The sequence below is a fragment of the Propioniciclava soli genome, from assembly GCF_038502305.1.
Taxonomy (GTDB): domain Bacteria; phylum Actinomycetota; class Actinomycetes; order Propionibacteriales; family Propionibacteriaceae; genus Propioniciclava; species Propioniciclava soli.
The window spans coordinates 3,786,525-3,804,399 of record NZ_CP115965.1; the positions used below are offsets into that span (position 1 = coordinate 3,786,525).

The following is a 17,875-nucleotide window of genomic DNA, read 5'->3' on the forward strand; positions in this document are numbered from 1 at the left end:
CTCATCGTTCCTCCATGACGTCGTCAGCGACCCCAGCTGAACGTCCCCATCTGCCGCGGGGCGGGAGCACGATTGCGCTCCTGGCGCTGGTCGGGACTGAGGGATCGAACTAGCTGTGTGTGGTGTGTTCGCGTTGCGCGTGGTCGGGTGATTCGAGTTGGAAGGTGGAGTGCTCGACGCTCACGTCGAAGTGGTCGGCCACACACGCTTGGAGATCGGTCAGCATCTGGGCGGCGTGGCCGTCGGCGAAGCAGGCCTCCTCGACCACAACGTGGGCGGTGAGGACCGGCAGACCGGTGGCGATGGTGGAAGCGTGCAGGTCGTGCACCCCCACCACGTGCGGCACCTCCAGGATGTGACGACGGACCTCTTCGAGGTTCAACCCCGGAGGAGTGGACTCCAGCAGGATGCTCCCCGCCTCCCGCAGGATGGTGATCGCCCGCGGCACGATCAGGGTCGCGATCAGCATGCCTGCGAGGGCGTCGATCCGGGTCCACCCTGTCAGCGCAATGACGACCGCGCTCACGATCACCGCCACCGATCCGAGGGCGTCGTTGACGACCTCAAGGAAGGCGGCGCGCATGTTGAGGTTCGCACCGCGGCCCGAGCTGAGTACCAGCATCGAGACGATGTTGCCGACCAGACCGACGACGCCGAACACCAGCAGCCCGCCGGCGGTGACCTCCGGGGGCGTCCACAGGCGCCGAACACCCTCGACGAACGCGTACACCCCGACCCCGAGCAGGACCGCGGCTTGGGCTCCAGCGGCCAGCACTTCGGAGCGCCGCCAACCCCAGGTGCGTTCGGGGGTGGGTGGACGAAGGGCGAGGTTTGCGGCGATGAGCGCCATCAGCAGGCCCGAGGCGTCGGTGAGCATGTGGCCGGCGTCGACCAACAGCGCCAGGCTGTTGGTCCACCACGCGCCGATGAGCTCGGCGACCAGGATGGTGGCAGTGATCCCGAACGCGATCGCCAACTTGCCCCGATGGGTGCCCTGCGGCGCGTGGTCGTGGCCCGTGCTCACGCTGTCGCTCCTTGCAGGGCGGGCCTGTCGGCCAATGCGGTGAGGGTGGGCAGGTGGGTGGTGCGGCCCGCGCGGACACCGTTGGCGATCACGAACACCTCGGCCACCTCGTGAACCAGCACCACGGCCGCCAACCCCAGGACGCCGAAAAGGGCGAGCGGGATCAGGACCGCGAGCAACGCGATCGACAGGACCACGTTCTGCAGCATGATCCGGCGCGTGTAGCGGGCGTGATCGAACGCGTGCGGCAGGAGGCGCAGGTCGTCGCCCATCAGGGCGACGTCGGCGGTTTCGATGGCGACGTCGGTGCCCATGGCGCCCATGGCCACGCCCAAGTCGGCGCTGGCCAGCGCGGGGGCGTCGTTGACGCCATCGCCGACCATCGCGGTGACCTGGCCCCTTTCCCGCAGCCTGTGGATGATGGTCGACTTATCCTCGGGTCGCAGGTCGGCGTGCACGTCGGTGATCCCGGCCTCGGCGGCGAGGGCTCGGGCGGTGGTGGGGTTGTCCCCGGTGAGCATCGCGACGGCGTAGCCGTGGGAGCGGAAGTGGGCGACGACATGGGCGGCTTCGGGGCGGAGTTCGTCGCGGACCGCGATCGCGCCGGTGGTCTGCCCGTCGACCTCGACGAGGACGGCGGTGGCCCCGGCTTGTTGCATCCGGTCGATGTCGCCGGCGAGTGGGCCTGCCTCAATCCAGCCGGGACGCCCCAACCTTAGGCTGTGCCCGTCCAGGGTGCCGGTCAGTCCGGCGCCGACGGCCGCCTGCACGTCGTCGGCGGTCGTGGTGGTTTCGGTGGCGGCGAGGATGGCCTTGGCGAGGGGGTGCTCGCTGCGTGCCTCAAGCGCGGCGGCCCAGGCGAGCACCTGCTCGCGGGTGTGCGGGCCGGTGGTTGTCACCTCGATGACGACGGGTTGGTTGCGGGTGAGGGTTCCGGTCTTGTCCAGGGCGACGGTGCGGACCTTGCCGAGGACCTCCATCGCGGCGCCACCCTTGACGAGGATGCCGCGCCGGCTGGCCGCCCCGATGGATGCCACGACGGTGACCGGCACCGAGATGGCCAGGGCGCAGGGGGACGCGGCGACCACCATGACCAGCGCTCGTTGCAGCCACAGGCCGGGGTCGCCCACGGCGAAGCCGGCGACCACAGTCAAGGCCGCTGCAAGCAGGATCCCCGGCACCAACGGTTTCGCGATCCTGTCGGCGAGCCGTTCTGTGGCCCCGCGCCGGGACGACTCGGCCTCGACGATGTGCACGATCCGGGCCAGCGAGTTGTTGTCCGCGGTCGAGGTCACCTCCACCTCGAGGATGCCGGTGCCGTTGATCGCACCGGCGTACACCTCGCTGGAAGGGCCGACCTCGATCGGCATGGATTCGCCGGTGATCGCGGACGTGTCCAGAGCGGTCCGGCCGGTGCGGATGACGCCATCGGTGGCGAGCCGCTCGCCCGGCTTGACGACCATCAGGTCGCCCACGACGAGCTCGTCGGGATCGACGACGACCTCCACACCGTCGCGCAGCACGGTGGCCTGACGCGGGACCAGGTCGAGCAGGGCGCGCAGGCTGTGCCGGGTCTTGGCCAGCGAGTAGTCCTCCAGGCCTTCGCTGAGGGAGAACAGGAACGCCAGGGTCGCTGCTTCCTCGACCTGGCCCAGGAGAGTCGCGCCCACGGCGCCGATGGTCATCAGTAGACCAACCCCCAGCTTGCCCTTGGCAAGTTTCTTCAACGCACCTGGTACGAACGTCGACCCGCCGACCAGCAACGCCACCCAGCTGAGGACGAGCCTGACCGTCTCCCATCCGGCCAGGCCGGTCAGGAAACCGGCCAGCAGCAGGGCGCCCGATGCCAACCCGAACTGGATGTCGCGCACCTGCCACAGGTGCTCCACCGCGTCGTCGTCGTCGCTAGGCGCCTTGGCAATGGGGGCGTCACACCCGCACGCCGACATGCCTTCCTCGCGCTCGTCGCCGTGCGGATCCTCCTGCCCGCTCACCGGTCCGCCCCGACCGTGGCATGTACTTTCAGCTCTTCCGGTGTGGGGTTCGTCGTGGTGCCCACCCCGTAGTTCGGACACAAGGCCACCCCCTGGCCGGTGGTAGCCAGCAGTCGCTCCGCTGCAGCCAATGCCGCCAGCAACTCCGGTGCGCTCACCAGCGAGAAGACCGATGCCCGCCCTTGTGGACGCGACGCCACGAGCCCGCACTCCCGCAAGCACGCCAGGTGGGCACTCACCGTCGATTGCGCCAACCCCAGGTGCTCGGTCAAATCGCGGACTCGATGTTCTCCGAAGATCAAGTGCTGCAAGATGGCCAGCCGAGACGGGTCGGACAGGCTGTGGAACAAGGCAGCCGCGACCTGCAGGTCGCCACCATCGGGCGCACTCTCAGCGCCAGTCGGTATCGTCATGTGACGATAGTAGCGTCATGCATCGTTAGTGTCGCGTGGTGCTGAAGCGGGACTGGCTGCCCGTTCCGTCGAGCCAGGCTATGAGGCCCGTTGAGCGGTCCGGGCCCTCGCTGAGGCCTGCGGCGCTGTCGACCATTGGGGATACCGGCTGAACATGGCATCGACGTCGTCTGGGTCCAGCCTGAGGATGCGGCCGCAGCGGTACACGGGGAGGACGCCCTCGGCGATCCGGCGGCGGATGGTCTTCACGCTGACCCCGATGCGCGCAGCGGCCGTGGGCAACGACTCGTAGGTTCGCATGGTCATGGCGCTGTCCCTTTCTGGGCCCACGTGGGCCTCCAGGGACACAAGACCAGCTCGACGAACTCCTGGCCGCAGCCCCGGCTCGGTCTCCGATGACTCCCCAGGTCGCTTCCTGGGCGAGCGACGAGCAGTCATCCCTTGTGGGAGCGGGGTTGCGCGCACCGCGAGGCCTTAACGGCACCAAGGTCAAGGCCAGGCCGTTCTTGTGCCGGACGGCTGGCCCGGTGACCGTGCCCAACAACCGCCCTGTCGCTGGGCACGGCCTCACGCGAACGTCACGCCTTGTGAAGAAGGAGTTAGGCCGTTTGCGTCGGGGGGCAGGCGGCGTCCGTAGCCCAACTCGCACGCACCGGTTCCCGTTCGGTGATTGGAACTGCACCCGGCCGCCCGTCAACCTGCCGCAGTCGGGGATTGGGCGGAAGGTGTGGTGGCCTGGATGAGCGCCCGTAGGTCCGCGTGGAGCTTGGCGTTGTTGAGCGTCCAGCGCGTGAGGCGCCGTCGGCGGTCCCTGAGGGGAGGGTCGCCGCTGACGTAGCCGTGGTCTTCGAGTTCATGGAGATTGCGAACGATCGTGGTGCCGGCGACGGTTCCCTCCAGCGCAGCGACCAGGCCGGGGGTACTCAGGGTGCCGCCGTGCTCAGCCAGCGCGACGGCGATGGCGAGCTTGACGCGGTTCATGCCCATGCCGACCAACGCGTCCAACCCGACAGGGAGCGGGGCGTCGGAGTAGGCAGGCACGCGCCCATTGTTTCAGTGGTCCGCGGCAAGGGGAGACGAGACACGATCAGCAATCTATACCGCTAAACGGTGTAGATGTGGTAACGTTCGGAAGGGATGGGGCTCGAAATCCCCAAGATCCATGCTTAGTCTTCCCGTACAAGATTCCGCCCTGGAGAGCTTGGAGCCAGTCATGGCCGCTTCTGAGATTGGCCGCACCCGCACCACCGCGGCCCGGCGCCACGGGCGCCAGACGCACTCCGGAGCTTGGGTGCTGCCGCTTGGTTGGCGGCGATCAGGTGTGTCGATGCGCAGCGCCGCTCCGCGTGAGCGCCACTTCACCTCAATGCCGAGGGTCTCGCACCGTGCGATGATGCTGCGAACCGCGTCGCGGTATGCGGGATCTCCGATGCTGGAGAGGTACTCGGCCTCCTCGACATCCTTCCTTGCGCCTTCTGTTGTTGATCGGGCAGCGTTCCAGCGTGCTGGTGCTGCAACGACCTGGGTGGCGTGTGCGATGAGCTCTGCGCCGGTCAGCTGGATCACCTCCACGAGGTAGAAGCGCCCGCGTCGCATGGTGGCGTTAAGGTAGTCGAGGCTGTTCTTCATCGAGTCGGTGAATCGCTGCGCGGCGATAACAAAGGCGAAATCGCCTGTTTGGAGCACCTCGGTGAGCCGTTCGAAGAGCGCCGTTCGATCATCACTGGTCAGGTCCCATGAGGTCCGCTCGATCGCCTCGGACAACGTTCGTGCACCGCGGAAGGCCGCGTCCACTCTCCCGCCGGCGAGATACCGTTGAACCACGCCGCGGTCGAAGTCCTCGACGCTGAGACGCCATAGATCCGAGCCATAGTCGATCGCCTGCGCCAAGGCATGGCGGAAATCAGGGTTCTGCGGGCCGGTCTTGAATTCGACAAGCACCAGGTCACCTGACCTCGCCAAACAAAGCAGATCGATATAGCCCGAGGCGAGACTCGTCTCCCTGCCCACCACCAAGAGATCCCCGTCGAGCCCGAGGTCGTCAGCCGGAATCAATTGGGGGCTCGTCTTCACTACCTCCTGGAGGTGGTGCTCGCTCGGCGCGGGCGCTTCAATCAGGTCGAACGACTGCTCAGAGCGCGTTACCAACACACGACGCGGCATCGGGCCTCCCTCTCGACCGCACTCTATCGGCAGCTCCTCCGGAGGCATCCAAGTCACAGCGACGGCCACTTGCCCGCTCCGAACGACCGCTTCTGCCGCCGATGGCTCATTGTGCGCTCACCGCCGAGCGGCGGGCTGTCGGGCAGGATGACGGGGTGCGCGTCGGGACGTGGAATCTGGAGGGCCGCTGGAGCGAGGCCCATCTTGAGTTGCTGGCTGCCCAGGAGTGTGATGTGTGGCTGCTCACCGAGGTGCGCGACGACACATCCTTGCCGGGGTTCGGGTCGCACTTCACCGTCGCCAGGATGGGCGAACGAAGGCACTGGGCGGGTGTCTTCTCCCGCAGCCGGATCGAGCCGTTACCGGACCCGCACCCGGCCAGTGCTGCCGCCGTCGTGATGGGGTGGGTGTGGTGCAACAGCGTCCTTCCGTGGCGCACCTGCGGGACCGAGCCCTGGGGAGAAGGCACCACCAGCGAGAAGACCTCCCGGGCACTCGAGCAACTGATGGCTGGGCTAACCGTCGGCGCCCTGGTGTGGGGCGGCGACTGGAATCACGCCATGGAGGGCCGCGAATACGCCGGCAGTCTCGCTGGCAGGACCGCGATCAGGAGCGTGCTCGCTGACCGCCAGTTGCAGCTGGTCACGCGGGGTTTGCCGCACTGCATTCCGGGCTTGTTCACGATCGACCACATCGCTGTCCCGAAGGCGGCGGAGATCGTTGGCGTCACTCGGGTCGTCGCCGAGGGCCGGCGAGGCGATCGGCTGTCTGACCACGACGTCTACACCAGCGAATTGGCCCTCGGCTGAGCGCGCGCACATGCCGCAGAGTGCGCGAGGGTAGCCTGTCGGCTCCGGTTCCCGAGCGCACGACCGACTTTGCCGCTCCGAGAAGTCAGACGGCCTTGAGTGGCTCGATCCGATCAAGGGCGCTACCGAGATTGTCCTTCTCGATTTCGAGGTCGAAGCGGGTCTGGAGGTTGAGCCAGAAGCGGTCGGTGGTACCGAAGTAGCGAGCCAAGCGGAGGGCGGTGTCGGCGGTGATTCGCCGCTTGCCGTGGACGATCTCGTTGATCCGCCGCGGGGGCACGCCGATCGCGACGGCGAGCCGGTTCTGGCTGACCCGTAGCGGCTCCAGGAACTCCTCCATCAGGACCTCGCCCGGATGGATCGGGGTAATCGTGGTCATGGGTGGCACCTCCTCAGTGGTAGTCAACGATCTCGACGTCGGCCGGTCCCGCGTCGGTCCAGGTGAAGCAGATCCGCCATTGCTGGTTGATCCGGATGCTGTGCTGCCCGGAGCGGTCCCCGCGGAGTGCCTCAAGCCTGTTACCCGGGGGAACTCGGAGGTCCTCCAGGACCTCGGCGGCGTCCAGCATTACCAGCTTCCGAAGGGCGACACGTTCGATGCGTGGGTCGATGGTCTTGGCTCGTTGTCGTGACCAGAGCCGTTCGGTTGCCGGGTCCCGGAACGATCTGATCACTCACCACTATAACGCATGACGTCATACTCGCTCATGCCGCGCTGTGCGAGGGTGGCCTTTCGGCTGGCCTCCGCGCGAGCACGACCGCCCTGAACGCCGCACCGACGGGAGCGGTGGCCGAGCCGGCGATGGCTTGGTCGGTGACATCGCCTGGGGTGAGGCTGGGTCGACGTGGGACGATTCGGAGGGTCACTGGTTGGGGCCTTTGCGGTCAGGTGTAGGAGAAGTGCGTTGAGGGTGCAGTTCATCGTGCATGAGGCGTTCGAGGCGCCCGGCGTCTACGAGGGCTGGGGTATGTCCCGCGGACATGAGCTGGCGTACGCCCGGCTCTACGCTGGCGATTCTCTGCCTCAGCGGGTTGACGACATCGACATGCTGGTCGTGATGGGTGGGCCGCAATCTCCGGCCACGACCGTGCAGGAGTGTTGGTACTTCGATGCGGCCGCGGAGGAGGCGCTGGTCGCCCGATGTGTCGCTGCCGGCAAGGCGGTCGTCGGGATCTGTCTGGGCTCGCAGCTGGTTGGTCAGGCGCTGGGGGCACCGTTCGAGCCGAGCCCGGAGAAGGAGATCGGTAAGTTCCCGATCGACCTCACCTTGGCTGGACGGGCGAACCCGAAGTTCGCCCACTTTGGTGACCGGCTCGAGGTCGGCCACTGGCACAACGACATGCCTGGCCTTACCGAGACCGCCACGATCATCGCCACCAGTGAGGGTTGCCCTCGCCAGATCGTGGAGTACACCGACCTGGTGTACGGCTTCCAGTGCCACCTGGAGTTCACCCCGACGGAGATCGAGCTGCTGATCGAGGCCGAGCATGACCTCCCTACCTTCACCGGGCACCGGTTCGTCCAGCAGGCCGACGCACTGCGCGCGAACAACTGGACCGACATGAACGAGAAGCTCGGAACCTTCCTGGACGCCCTGGCCCACACCTACGCCACACGATCCGCATGACGCGTCGCACCACTGACCACGCGAGCGGGGCGCCGTCGCCGATCGGTCCGTACGCTCTCGCCGCCCACACCGACCCGGGACTCGTGTTTCTGTCCGGGCAGACACCCATCGATCCCGCCACCGGCCGGCTCGTCGACGGAGACATTGCCACCCAGACCCGCCAGGTCTTCGCGAACCTGACAGCCGTCCTCGCGTCCGCGGGCCTCTCCCTCGACGACATCGTGAAGGTGAACGTGTATCTCACGAGCATGGCCGACTTCGCCGACATGAACGAGATCTACCGATCCACCTTCGCCCCGCCCTTTCCCGCACGCACCACCGTCGCCGTCCACGAACTCCCCCTCGGCGCACACGTCGAGATCGAAGCCATCGCAGTCACGCGCCCCTGAGCCAGCCTGCAAACGCCCGCTTCTGCCGCTGTGCGCGAGGGTAGCCTGTCGGCTTTCCGGTACCCAAGGCGCACACCCGCTCTTGCCGCCAGCCCTGTGGCCGGAGAACGTCGCACGATGGGCGACGTCCACGGGCTACGCCTCCACGTGGCCCCGGTGGGCTGGCTTCTTGCGCGCCAGCCAGAACCCAAGGATGGCTCCACTCAAGCCGCCGATAACTGCGCCGACTCTCGCCCCGATGTTCCCAGTGGCGATGTACCCGCGCGCTCCTTCGAACTCGAAGTCGGAGAAGTAGTTACCACCGATCTGGATTCCGGTGATCAACCCAATCACGAGACCCACCAACGCCAACAGTCCTGCTCCGATAAAGGCGCCCACGACCCCGCGTGCCATCTTCTCTCCTCACGACCGGAGACGAGCCAGAGCGTCGACGACGCCGCGCATCATCCCCAGTGCCATGGTCACTTGCCTCACTGGGTCGGTCAATATCCCCATCCTGTCGGGCAGCGACCAACATCCGCTCTTGCCGCTGGGTGGCTGGGCGTTTTTGCTGGCGGTGGGATAGGTGCCAGCTCAGGCGACCTTCTTGCTGTAGCGCTGGCGGGCGGCCTCGCCGCTGGTGCCGACGAAGGAGCCGATGGCCGACCAGGGCATCCCAGCCTCGCGCGCCTTGCGCACTGCCTCGATCAAGTGGCGTTCGGCTTCGGAGCGTTCAGCGACAGCGGCGCGCAGTAGCGTGACGGCGCCGGAGTCGAGTTCGTCGGCAGGGTCCGGTTCGTAGGACTCGAAGCGCGCCGCGAGTTCGTCGGCGTGCTGCAGGATCTCGTCAACAGTGCGCGGCATGGTCATCACCTCAGGAACTTCTCGCGGGCTCTCATTGCATGGACGATGACGTGGACATGGTCGCCATCGACATAACCGATCTCCAGGAAGATGGCGGACTGGTTCGGGCCGACGATCATCGTGAACCCGTCGCCCAGATCCCAGATCCTGACGGGATTTCGGTACGCGTGGAGAATCTCGAGTTCGTCGAGTCCGTGCTTGAGCGCGGACGGCGCGATAATGGGATCCTCCGTCACGAGTCCAAGGTAACTTGTCGGCCCGGCGGGGTCAACGCCCGAGCCGAACATCCCCATCTGGCTCCCTTCTGTGTCAAGCCCGGGGCGTGGCGTTTTTCGGTTCCTCCGCTGTTGATGGTGTGCCGGTGCTCGGCGCGGTCAAGATCGTTCCTCCGGTGGGGGGCTCCATCTTGACCGCGCCTGCGCTCCGGCAGGTGGGCAGCGGCGAGGAACCGGCGGCGGTGTGAGCATCCCGGCCGGTCTGGCGTGCGACCTCGGTGTTCAGGTGGTGGCGGGTTGGGGTGTCCTACGCTGGCGGGTGACGGGTCCGGGAAGTGACTGATCCGAAGAGCCGGTGTGGGGATGTGAGCCGGCCACGCTGGATGTCAGTGTCGTTCCCCGGTGTCCTCCCGGGCCTGTCGCCATGGTGATGTAGTCGGTGAGCATCGTGCGGTAGACGATGTCGGACAGGCGCCGTTTCAGGCAGCGCATCGCCTCCATGGACGTCTTTCCGCTGGCCTTCTTGCGGTCGTAGTAGGCGCGGCCCTCGGTGGCGTTGCGGAGCTGGACGACGGCCATCAGGTGCAGCACCCGGTTGATCTGCCGGTTCCCGCCGCGGGACAGCCGATGGCGGACGTGGTCGCCGGAGGACGCGTCGATCGGGGCGGTCCCGGTCCACGACGCGAAGTGCGCCCGATTCGGGAAGCGGGTGATGTCACCGACCTCGACCAGGAGCCGGGCTGCGCCGGAGGGGCCGATGCCGTGCAGGTCGAGCAGCGCGGTGCGGGTGGCTTTCACGTGGGCGACGAGTTCCTTGTTGGCCTGCTTCTTGCGTTGGTAGATCCGCTCGAGGTCTTCAACCAGCTCCAGGGCGACCCGTTTGCGAGTGACGCTGACAACGTCGGATGGCTGCACGCCGGCCAGCAGTCGACGGGCCTGGGCGGCCGAGAGGTACCTTTTGGCGCCGCCGGGGATCAGCTCCAGCAGCAGTTGGTGCAACTGGCACACCTTCACGGTGTGTTCCTCACCGATCCGGCGGCGACGATCCACCAGCAGCCGCAGGATCTCGATCTGCTCGTGGGCCACGACCGGCCGCAGGCCGGCCATCCGGACCCCGACCAGGGTGATCGAGTGGGCGTCGGTGTCGTCGGTCTTGCGGCCCTGCCCGGTGGCGTAGAACCGGAGCCGTGCCGACAGCTTCGCCGGCACGTCCAGCACCGGCTCGGCGTCGGCGATCAGCCGTTGGGCGATGTGCCGGCCGATCCCTTCGCAGCCCTCCACCGCCCACACCCTCTCGGGCCATTGCCGGCCGTAGTCCCGCATCGCGGTGTAGCCGTCGGTGTCGGTGGTGAACTGGCCTCCACCAACGATGATCTCGTCGGCGGTCATCACCTCGATGGTGGCCGTCCGCTTGTGCGGATCCATCCCGATCACGACCCGTGGCATGTCCTGACTCATGATGTGCCCCCTTCCCCTTGTCCAATGAGGTTTCGGGCATGGGAGGGCACCGCTTCTACGAGCAGAGCATTCCCTTCTTGAGCCTCTCCCGCCCGTCGTCGGTGACCGGGGCAGCGCAGTCCAAATGAGAGTCACACGCGCCTTCATCGTGGACAGCCGCAAACGAGAGCGACCACCCCGGACACCTGAACCGAGCCTCGGCCAAGACCCGATCTACCGTCAATGAAACTAGAAGCCGCCGGGTGTGTGTGACACGGCTCAATCGCTCGACCCGACGCCCCGGGCGTCACGAGTTACGTATCGCGGTTTTGGATGAGTCGTAACAGGCTGGCGTCAGGGTCGAGCAGAGCGCCGATTCGCAGTCCGGAGGCCTCATGTCTGGGAGGCTCGATACGTGGCCAGCCGACGGTGGTCTCTGGAATGCCTGCCTTCCGGCATTCGCTGTAGAAGGCGTCGAGGTCGTCGAGGCGAAGGCACGAGCCGAAGGAAGACGCGGCGGGGTTGAGGTTGGCGTCGGGGAAGAACTCGAGGATGAGGTCGCCGCGACTGAGGATCAGCCAGCCTGCGTCCCGGAAGACGACTGTGAATCCGAGCGCTGCGTAGAAGTTGATCGTTGCTTCGAAGTGGCGTGACGGGAGATTGGGCGTCGCATGGTCGACCATGCTCGATCCTACATCGGGCTTGCGCTCGCCCCAGGGCACATCCGATCACGCCGCCGTGGTGCCTGAATGTCAAGTTGCACGGGGTAACAGCAAGGCGCCGTCTGCGGCCGCCGGTTAGGCTAGTTCCGGTTCAGTCCGTGCTTGCGGGACAGCAGGGCCGACTTGAAGTGGGCCTCTGCCGCGTCGACCTCCGACTGGGGAACCTGGGGCCCGAACACCCGCAAGATGCTGAGCAGGTACCGACCCGGCTGATTGGGGTCGCGTCCGACTAGCTCGCGCATCTCCACGTTGCCGCCATGACCGTCCCGGGCGTATGTCGTCCAGCGGCCCCAGATCCGCTCCCCTCCATCGGCCTTCCCGACGTACAGCTTCCCGGTCGCCGTGTCGGCGATCAGGTAGACGCCCTGCACCGCGCCCAACGCGGCATGCCACTTCGTGTAGCGGGAGTCGCCTACCATCTGGCGGAGCTGCGCGTACGACAGCAGCACTTTGTCGTACCCGGGGAACTCGACCACCTGTGGGTCGGCGATCTCGACGACGGGGAACTTCGCTCCGGCCGGGCCGCGCTTGGCCCAGTTCACCGGATCCTTCGACCACTCGATCAACAGGCGGCCGTGCAGCGACGCCAGCGCGTCCGACTCGTGCAGGTTGAACGACCGGCGGGTGTCGGTCCGTTCCTCGAGTGCCTCACCAGAGTTGTCGTACACCGTCAGCAGCCGGCAGCGTCGGCCGGCTTCGGCCATGAAGATAAGCCACCACCGGGGCGGCACTGCTGGGATCTTGCCGGGCTTCAGGTGCTGGACTCGGGTGTAGGCCAACACCGCTTCCGGGGTCGCGTCGGCTGGGGAGGTCAGCCCGTCCGGTTTGTACGTGTGGCGGATCACGAGCACGTCGGTAGCCTCTATGCCGGCCGCATGCAGCACGTCACCCAGAGTGAGCGTGAATGGCTTCGGAAGGTCGGACCCCATGGGGTGAACCTACCGGGCCGAGCTTGAACTCGATGACGCGGGCAATCGAGGCAGTGGACGCTGTAGAGCCACGCAACCGCCACTTCATGTCGCCGCCGCCCAAGGGCCCACCGCGCTCAAGCCGCGGCGCGGCCCGACGGCCTGCGGCAGGCGGCCCCCAGCGTGCCGCCGCCCGAATATGGCGGGTGGGCGTACAACTCTCGGGTCCGACTTGTGCCACGGTGAGAGGGTGACAGACTTCAAGGACTTGACCCAGTGGAGCACCAGCCGCCTCCTGCGGTCCTACCTTGCGATCCTGGAGGAGCTGTTGCGGCGCGGAGTTATCCGAACTCGCAACGCGCCCGCCGGAGATCTGGCGGAGCGTGTTGTGGCCCTTGCGTACAGTGGGGAACTTGCGCCCAATTCAGAGAAGAGTTGGGACGTGCGAGCGAACGATGGTCGGCTGTTGCAGGTGAAGAGCCGCGTGATCTTCCCTGGCGCCCATAAGTCCCAGGTATTTTCGCCGTTTCGCAGTTACGAATTTGACGCATGTGTTTTTGTGCTATTTGACGGACGCAACTATGAAATCAGTCAAGCCATCGAGGTGCCTCGGCAATCGGTGATGGATATAGCAAGACGATCTGAGTGGGTTGCCGCCAGCCGTGTCCGAGTCTTCGCCGACCTTATCGCCGCGCCTGGGGCCCGCGACGTGACAGAGGCAGTCCGGCTCTCCTTGGCCAGCCTGTGACTGGGACGCTGTCCACGTCCGGTCATGCCGTGAGGTGCCGGTGTTGACGCTAGTGCTGGGGAAGGTGATGCGTGTCGCATTGGCGACGTGGAGTTCAACGCGGCCACCGATGGGGAAGGTGATCAAGGGGGTGGTATGGCCGAAGTCGACGTTGGCCACAATGGGCTTGCCGGCCAGCGACGGGATGGTGGCGACGATGGCTTCAAGGTCCTCGCGTGCCATACCGCTGGCGTTCTGGAACCGGCCGAGCACGAGCCCGCGGACGGTGTGCGCGTCGGGGAGTTGCATGAGCGAGTTCAGGTCTCGCCGGAACTTCACGGGATCGCTCAACTCGTCATCTTCCAGGAACAAGACGACGTCCCGCACCGACGGCATCCACGGGGTTCCCTGCAGCAGGTTCAGCGTGCACAGGTTCCCGCCGATGATCTGCCCGGGAATACGGCCTGGTGGGTGTGGGGCCGGGGGGGCATCAGGGCAGGTGGGCGCGGTTGAGTTCTGCCATGAGGGCAGGTCGGCGCCGGTAGGCCTCGCGCAGCCTGATGAGGTGGCTGACTGCTTCCTCGTTGTGCCCGGCCTTGTCGTACAGGGAGCGCGCCCGCACCAGCAGAGCGACGATTGACGGGTACTGCTTCGAGTTCGGAGTGGTGAGTTGCGCCTCTGCTTGGGCCAGGCACAACCGTGCGGCGCGGAGGGGGTAGTCGTCCTCGGAGGCGTCCACGAGTTCGCGCCAGGCCTGACCGGCACCGTGGGCGTCCGCTGCTGCCCAGGCGTCGGTGAGGTTCCCGTCGCCCAGGTGGAGCCAGATCAAATGGTGGCCGCCGGCGCCCGCGCGGCTGGTGGCCTCCTCGATGGCCCAAGTGCGTTGTTCGGCCAGGTCGCCTGACTCGTCGGCGACCGCGCACAACAGGCGGTAGGCGGTCTCGCTGAGGTCGACGGCGAACTGGTCTCGGGCCACCGCGAGGGCTGCGTCGGGACGCCCCGCGTCCAGGTAGGCGCGGGTCGGCGCGCTCGGCGACACCCACGAGTGCGTCAGCGTTGTCGCTTGCGCGATGGTGTCCTTGGGACGCAAGCGCGGCGGCGAGATCCAGCTGGGCGGTCTCCTCGGCTGGCGCGACACGGACGGCGAGCTGGGCAGCTTTTTGGGCCGCGGCGTGGTCGCCCAGGGCGAGGCTGGCAGTCGTGACGAGGTGGGTAACGTCGACGATCGAGCACAGGAGGACCTGGTCGAGCCGCTGCCCTTCGCTGAGCCAGGTGCCACCGTTCCGGCGGAGTTGTCCGAATGGCGTGCCGCTGACGAGACTCAGGGCCCGACGAAGGTCGTCCAGGCCGGCAGAACCTCGCGCCTCACCCCGCGCGCGGAGGCGACGGAACAGGTCCGCGTCGACCAGAAGGTCTTCGACTTGATAAGCAGCTCGTCCTCGGACGCTCGCTGCTGTGGTTTGGCGGCTGTCGGGCACGTGCGGACGGCCGGTGCGCGGGTTGACGCCCAGCCAGGTGCGGAGGGCGAGGACGTCCTTGCGGACGCGTCCGGAGGGGATGCCCATGGCGTCGGCGACTTCCTCAGTGGTAGCGCCGTGCGGGCGGGTGGCCAGGAACGCGAGCAGTTCGCTGAAGTAGGGTTTGCGGTCCACGGCTGCGGTTGGCGTCCCGGTGGGGGCGACCCGGACGGTGAGGGGACCCAGCAGCATCAGCTTGGGCAGGTCGCAGCTCGGATCGAACCACGTGCTGACGTCGTCGTCGAGGGTCGGGTCGTCTTGTTCAACCAGCTCGCGGACGCTCTCGGGGATGTGGGGGGCGAGGGCGGTCAGGTCGTCAGGAGTGACGGCCGCGGCGTCGACGTAGACCTCATCGATCTCGGGCAGCACGTTGGTGACAGGCTCGTCAGGGACCTGGTCACGCGCGACGATGTGCTCCGGCAACAGTTGGCCTACTTGGTTGGTGTGGGCCCTCCATCCCTCGGCAGGTTCGGGGTGCTGGGGGTACTCGACGTCGGGCTCGTCGGCTTGGGCGAAGATCGCGGCGCACCCGGCCGTATCCCGTGCGGTGAGCCCGGCGGCGGTCAGCGTGAGCCCGACCCCGGGCAGCTGAAGGCGGCCGTCACCTGTGACCCGAAGCACCTCAGCGTCGATGTCTTCGTGACCTCCGTCGACGTCGATCATCATGAGCGCGGTGCCTGTTTGGCGGGGTTGGTCGTTGAGGAGACGGGCCAGTTGTTCGGTGAGGTCGGTGCGGTCTGTGTCCAGGAGGAGGAGCCGGCTGTCCCACAGGGGGTCGTCCAGCAGAGTGGCGCGGCCGGTGTGGATGTCCAGACCGGCTTCGCGAGTGCGGTCGATCATGGCGACGGTGTCGGCAATGACGTGAGCGGTGATGTCGGCCGTGTCGTGGTGGCGGACGCGTCGTCGGTTGAAGGCGACGGCTTCGGCAGCGATGCCCACGCATTCGACGTGGACGTCTCGGGTCCAGGGGTGGACCGCGAGCTCAGCTGCGGCGTGGCGGACGAAGTCGCGTGCCCGATCGGGGTCGCCGATGACACGAAGGACGCCGGCCTCTTCGAGGTTGTACAGCCAGCGGTGGCCGCCCTCGTCCAGGCCGAGGGTGACCAGCTGCGGGTAGGGCGCGGGTAGTGCACCGTCGAGCGGACCCACCTCGACGAGGTCGCTCTGGATAGGGAGTTCCCAGCGCAGCCGGTCCGGGGCGTGCCGCCAGGGTTCGCGTAGGTCGGCCGGGTCGGCGAGATGCAGCCGGATCACGTCGTCGGCCTGTTCCACGGCGGCGAGGTGAGGCATGGGCTCGCCGGCTCGACCGCGACGGGACGCCAGGCGCCGGAGTGCTTCGTCGAGGAAGGCGACGTCGAGCGCGGCCGAGGCACCTTCGGTACGCAGCGTCTTGTCGATCGGGTCGAGTGCGGGGGGCGGGGTGGCGATCATCCGGCCGGGACGCCGGGCGCGCAGTTGTGCGGCACGGCGGTGGCCCAACGCCACCCAGAGAGATCCGGCCAGGAGGCTGCCCGCACCGACCAGCCCGGGCACCAGCCAGCCGGGAATGGGTGCCGCCTCGTCCACGGTCACGGTGGAGGTGTCGGCCGCCTCGACGGCTCGGGTCGTCTGCACCGGCGCCGGTTCGGGGGCGGACGGGACGGGCGATGCTGCAGGCATCACCGCCGGTTCAGCTGGCGCGGGGAGCTCGTGCGTGACTGGCTCTTCCACGACCGGCTCCGGAGTCACCGCGTCGCGCGTCGGTTGGGTGGGTGATGCAACTGGTGCCAGATTCTGGCCAGTGTCGGGTCTCGGCTGAGGGATCGCCAAGGTCCAGCCGACGTCGATGACGTCAGGGTTGGTGAGGTGGCGGCCGCCGGGTTGCGTGATGGTCCGGGACGCCTCGACGATCTTGGGGAACGCTTGGGCGTCGCCGAGGTGGTCGTGGGCGATCTCGCTGAGGGTGTCGCCCTCGCGAACCGTGTAGGTCTCGGTGGGAGCTTGGTTGGTGGTGGAGTCGGTGCCGCCGACGGGGAGGGCCAGGACCCAGCCGGCACGAAGGAAGTCGTCTCCTTTGCCGTCGAGGAGGCGGGTGTTGAGGGCGGCGATCTCGGTGTAGCGGCGTCCGTTGCCGAGTTCGGCGGCTGCGATCGACCACAGCGACTCGCCGCGCTTGACGGTGTGCTGCCTGGTCTGAACCGGAGGCGCCGTGTCCTCGACGGTGTGAGGCGCCGTGTGTGAGGCGGTCACCTGCGGCGCGGGAGGCGCGGTCACGGTGGCGATGGACGCGGGCGCCGGGAGGGGATCGGCATACGCGAGCGTGGGGCCTGGCGCAACGAACAGGGCCGCCGCGGCCGCGACGAGCTGGCGGGCGGCGACCTGCGACAGGTGGAGGCCGGGTAGATCGCGGGGTTGGACGCCGCGGATCCGGGTCACGATCTCCAAGAGGATCAGTGCTCCCAGCATCGCCCACGTGACCCAGCCGAGGGCCTTGATCACCACCAGCGCGAGAGTGCCGTCATCGCGTCGCAGGAGCAGGGCAACCACGTCGCTCCAGTCGGTGATGGTCGGCAGGTTGCCGAGGCCAACTTGGAGCAGGAGGGCGGGCAGGCCGACAAGCAGGACGGCAATGCCCACGGTGGCGGCCAGTCCGGTGAGTCGTTGCCGGATCATCGTTCGGTGCCTTGCACAGCGCGGACCAGTCGGGCCGTGGAGTGGCCGGTGACGGTGAGGGAGCGGACGCCGATCGAGGTGAGGAACATCGGGGTGTAGCTGTCGGTCACGGTGACCTCCAGGACGTTCCCGGACCGGACACCCACGCTGCCCGTGACCCCGGCTTGAGCGAGGTAGGCCGATGCAGCTTGCTTGGCGGCCGCGACGTCGACGGTCGGGGTCTGGCCGCGGACGGCTTGGGCGGCCGCCACTTCCTCCCCGGCGGTGCGGGCAGCTTGGGCGGCAAGACTACGGGCCCGCTGCTGGGCATGGACGTGACCACCGAGATCGACGGCGATTCCGACGCACAACACGATCGTCAATGCGGCCAGCGCGAGCCAGACGCTCACCGAGCCGCGCTCGTCATGGCGACGTCGGATGTGAACGGTCATGGT

20 protein-coding genes are annotated in these 17,875 nt (G+C 67.4%); 3 read left to right on the forward strand and 17 right to left on the reverse strand.

The window, feature by feature from the left end; genetic code table 11:
* Window positions 1–109: 109 nt before the first annotated feature.
* The 6 genes from PCC79_RS17140 to PCC79_RS17165 form a co-directional block, all read right to left on the reverse strand.
* The gene (locus tag PCC79_RS17140; RefSeq protein ID WP_166233252.1) at window positions 110–1,024 is read right to left on the reverse strand and encodes a cation diffusion facilitator family transporter; all 915 of its coding nucleotides are present in this window, start codon (window positions 1,022–1,024) and stop codon (window positions 110–112) included.
* The gene (locus PCC79_RS17145; protein ID WP_342373643.1) at window positions 1,021–2,973 is read right to left on the reverse strand and encodes a heavy metal translocating P-type ATPase; all 1,953 of its coding nucleotides are present in this window, start codon (window positions 2,971–2,973) and stop codon (window positions 1,021–1,023) included. Before PCC79_RS17145 ends, PCC79_RS17140 begins: the two co-directional genes overlap by 4 nt.
* A gap of 41 nt (window positions 2,974–3,014) precedes the next feature.
* Window positions 3,015–3,431, reverse strand: coding sequence for an ArsR/SmtB family transcription factor (locus PCC79_RS17150; protein ID WP_166233251.1), 417 nt, complete (start codon window positions 3,429–3,431; stop codon window positions 3,015–3,017).
* A gap of 78 nt (window positions 3,432–3,509) precedes the next feature.
* Window positions 3,510–3,737 carry a helix-turn-helix domain-containing protein gene (locus PCC79_RS17155; protein ID WP_166233250.1) on the reverse strand — a complete coding sequence of 76 codons (228 nt, stop codon included), beginning with the start codon at window positions 3,735–3,737 and terminating at the stop codon, window positions 3,510–3,512.
* A 387-nt stretch (window positions 3,738–4,124) separates the two neighbouring features.
* Entirely contained in the window at window positions 4,125–4,472 is a 348-nt protein-coding gene (locus tag PCC79_RS17160) for a hypothetical protein (RefSeq protein WP_166233249.1), read from the reverse strand.
* 54 nt (window positions 4,473–4,526) lie between these two features.
* On the reverse strand, window positions 4,527–5,594 hold the full coding sequence (locus tag PCC79_RS17165) for a hypothetical protein (protein ID WP_342372596.1): 1,068 nt from the start codon (window positions 5,592–5,594) through the stop codon (window positions 4,527–4,529).
* Between the two features lie 155 nt (window positions 5,595–5,749).
* Between PCC79_RS17165 and PCC79_RS17170 the strand changes: the two genes are divergently transcribed.
* Window positions 5,750–6,403, forward strand: coding sequence for an endonuclease/exonuclease/phosphatase family protein (locus PCC79_RS17170; protein WP_342372597.1), 654 nt, complete (start codon window positions 5,750–5,752; stop codon window positions 6,401–6,403).
* A gap of 85 nt (window positions 6,404–6,488) precedes the next feature.
* Here the strand turns inward: PCC79_RS17170 and PCC79_RS17175 are convergent, their stop codons facing one another.
* Together PCC79_RS17175 and PCC79_RS17180 are read right to left on the reverse strand one after the other, a co-directional pair.
* A complete protein-coding gene (locus PCC79_RS17175; RefSeq protein ID WP_342372598.1) occupies window positions 6,489–6,782 on the reverse strand; it encodes a HigA family addiction module antitoxin in 294 nt (97 codons plus the stop codon).
* A 13-nt stretch (window positions 6,783–6,795) separates the two neighbouring features.
* Window positions 6,796–7,077, reverse strand: a complete 282-nt coding sequence (locus PCC79_RS17180; RefSeq protein WP_342372599.1) for a type II toxin-antitoxin system RelE/ParE family toxin — start codon at window positions 7,075–7,077, stop codon at window positions 6,796–6,798.
* Between the two features lie 237 nt (window positions 7,078–7,314).
* On the opposite strand from PCC79_RS17180, the gene PCC79_RS17185 reads away from it, so the two are divergent.
* The gene (locus tag PCC79_RS17185) at window positions 7,315–8,031 is read left to right on the forward strand and encodes a glutamine amidotransferase-related protein (RefSeq protein ID WP_282005683.1); all 717 of its coding nucleotides are present in this window, start codon (window positions 7,315–7,317) and stop codon (window positions 8,029–8,031) included.
* Complete coding sequence (locus tag PCC79_RS17190) at window positions 8,028–8,420, forward strand: Rid family detoxifying hydrolase (RefSeq protein ID WP_282005540.1); 393 nt, start codon at window positions 8,028–8,030, stop codon at window positions 8,418–8,420. The genes PCC79_RS17185 and PCC79_RS17190 overlap by 4 nt, the downstream gene beginning before the upstream one ends.
* A gap of 135 nt (window positions 8,421–8,555) precedes the next feature.
* Here PCC79_RS17190 and PCC79_RS17195 read toward each other — a convergent pair whose 3' ends face one another.
* The 9 genes from PCC79_RS17195 to PCC79_RS17235 form a co-directional block, all read right to left on the reverse strand.
* Window positions 8,556–8,813: a hypothetical protein gene (locus PCC79_RS17195; RefSeq protein ID WP_342372600.1), complete on the reverse strand. Its 258-nt coding sequence runs from the start codon at window positions 8,811–8,813 to the stop codon at window positions 8,556–8,558.
* Between the two features lie 180 nt (window positions 8,814–8,993).
* Window positions 8,994–9,263, reverse strand: coding sequence for a hypothetical protein (locus PCC79_RS17200; RefSeq protein ID WP_223202774.1), 270 nt, complete (start codon window positions 9,261–9,263; stop codon window positions 8,994–8,996).
* Between the two features lie 5 nt (window positions 9,264–9,268).
* The gene (locus PCC79_RS17205) at window positions 9,269–9,499 is read right to left on the reverse strand and encodes a hypothetical protein (RefSeq protein WP_342372601.1); all 231 of its coding nucleotides are present in this window, start codon (window positions 9,497–9,499) and stop codon (window positions 9,269–9,271) included.
* Between the two features lie 261 nt (window positions 9,500–9,760).
* A complete protein-coding gene (locus tag PCC79_RS17210; RefSeq protein ID WP_342372602.1) occupies window positions 9,761–10,936 on the reverse strand; it encodes an IS110 family transposase in 1,176 nt (391 codons plus the stop codon).
* A 293-nt stretch (window positions 10,937–11,229) separates the two neighbouring features.
* Window positions 11,230–11,598, reverse strand: coding sequence for a bleomycin resistance protein (locus PCC79_RS17215; RefSeq protein ID WP_342372603.1), 369 nt, complete (start codon window positions 11,596–11,598; stop codon window positions 11,230–11,232).
* A gap of 119 nt (window positions 11,599–11,717) precedes the next feature.
* Entirely contained in the window at window positions 11,718–12,566 is an 849-nt protein-coding gene (locus PCC79_RS17220) for a GIY-YIG nuclease family protein (RefSeq protein WP_342372604.1), read from the reverse strand.
* Window positions 12,567–13,107: 541 nt separating this feature from the next.
* Entirely contained in the window at window positions 13,108–13,668 is a 561-nt protein-coding gene (locus PCC79_RS17225; protein WP_342372605.1) for a hypothetical protein, read from the reverse strand.
* Between the two features lie 23 nt (window positions 13,669–13,691).
* Window positions 13,692–17,441: a LysM peptidoglycan-binding domain-containing protein gene (locus PCC79_RS17230; RefSeq protein WP_342372607.1), complete on the reverse strand. Its 3,750-nt coding sequence runs from the start codon at window positions 17,439–17,441 to the stop codon at window positions 13,692–13,694.
* Window positions 17,438–17,872, reverse strand: a complete 435-nt coding sequence (locus PCC79_RS17235) for a TadE family protein (protein WP_342372608.1) — start codon at window positions 17,870–17,872, stop codon at window positions 17,438–17,440. Before PCC79_RS17235 ends, PCC79_RS17230 begins: the two co-directional genes overlap by 4 nt.
* Between the last annotated feature and the right edge of the window lie 3 nt (window positions 17,873–17,875).

Excerpts from the sequence above, each read along its gene's own strand:
- PCC79_RS17190 (WP_282005540.1), top strand. The coding sequence starts at position 8,028 with ATGACGCGTCGCACCACTGACCACGCGAGCGGGGCGCCGTCGCCGATC.
- PCC79_RS17225 (WP_342372605.1), bottom strand. The coding sequence starts at position 13,668 with ATGCCGTCGGTGCGGGACGTCGTCTTGTTCCTGGAAGATGACGAGTTG.
- PCC79_RS17195 (WP_342372600.1), bottom strand. The coding sequence starts at position 8,813 with ATGGCACGCGGGGTCGTGGGCGCCTTTATCGGAGCAGGACTGTTGGCG.
- PCC79_RS17215 (WP_342372603.1), bottom strand. The coding sequence starts at position 11,598 with ATGGTCGACCATGCGACGCCCAATCTCCCGTCACGCCACTTCGAAGCA.
- PCC79_RS17210 (WP_342372602.1), bottom strand. The coding sequence starts at position 10,936 with ATGAGTCAGGACATGCCACGGGTCGTGATCGGGATGGATCCGCACAAG.
- PCC79_RS17235 (WP_342372608.1), bottom strand. The coding sequence starts at position 17,872 with ATGACCGTTCACATCCGACGTCGCCATGACGAGCGCGGCTCGGTGAGC.
- PCC79_RS17220 (WP_342372604.1), bottom strand. The coding sequence starts at position 12,566 with ATGGGGTCCGACCTTCCGAAGCCATTCACGCTCACTCTGGGTGACGTG.
- PCC79_RS17200 (WP_223202774.1), bottom strand. The coding sequence starts at position 9,263 with ATGCCGCGCACTGTTGACGAGATCCTGCAGCACGCCGACGAACTCGCG.
- PCC79_RS17230 (WP_342372607.1), bottom strand. The coding sequence starts at position 17,441 with ATGATCCGGCAACGACTCACCGGACTGGCCGCCACCGTGGGCATTGCC.
- PCC79_RS17155 (WP_166233250.1), bottom strand. The coding sequence starts at position 3,737 with ATGACCATGCGAACCTACGAGTCGTTGCCCACGGCCGCTGCGCGCATC.
- PCC79_RS17175 (WP_342372598.1), bottom strand. The coding sequence starts at position 6,782 with ATGACCACGATTACCCCGATCCATCCGGGCGAGGTCCTGATGGAGGAG.
- PCC79_RS17150 (WP_166233251.1), bottom strand. The coding sequence starts at position 3,431 with ATGACGATACCGACTGGCGCTGAGAGTGCGCCCGATGGTGGCGACCTG.
- PCC79_RS17145 (WP_342373643.1), bottom strand. The coding sequence starts at position 2,973 with ATGTCGGCGTGCGGGTGTGACGCCCCCATTGCCAAGGCGCCTAGCGAC.
- PCC79_RS17165 (WP_342372596.1), bottom strand. The coding sequence starts at position 5,594 with ATGCCGCGTCGTGTGTTGGTAACGCGCTCTGAGCAGTCGTTCGACCTG.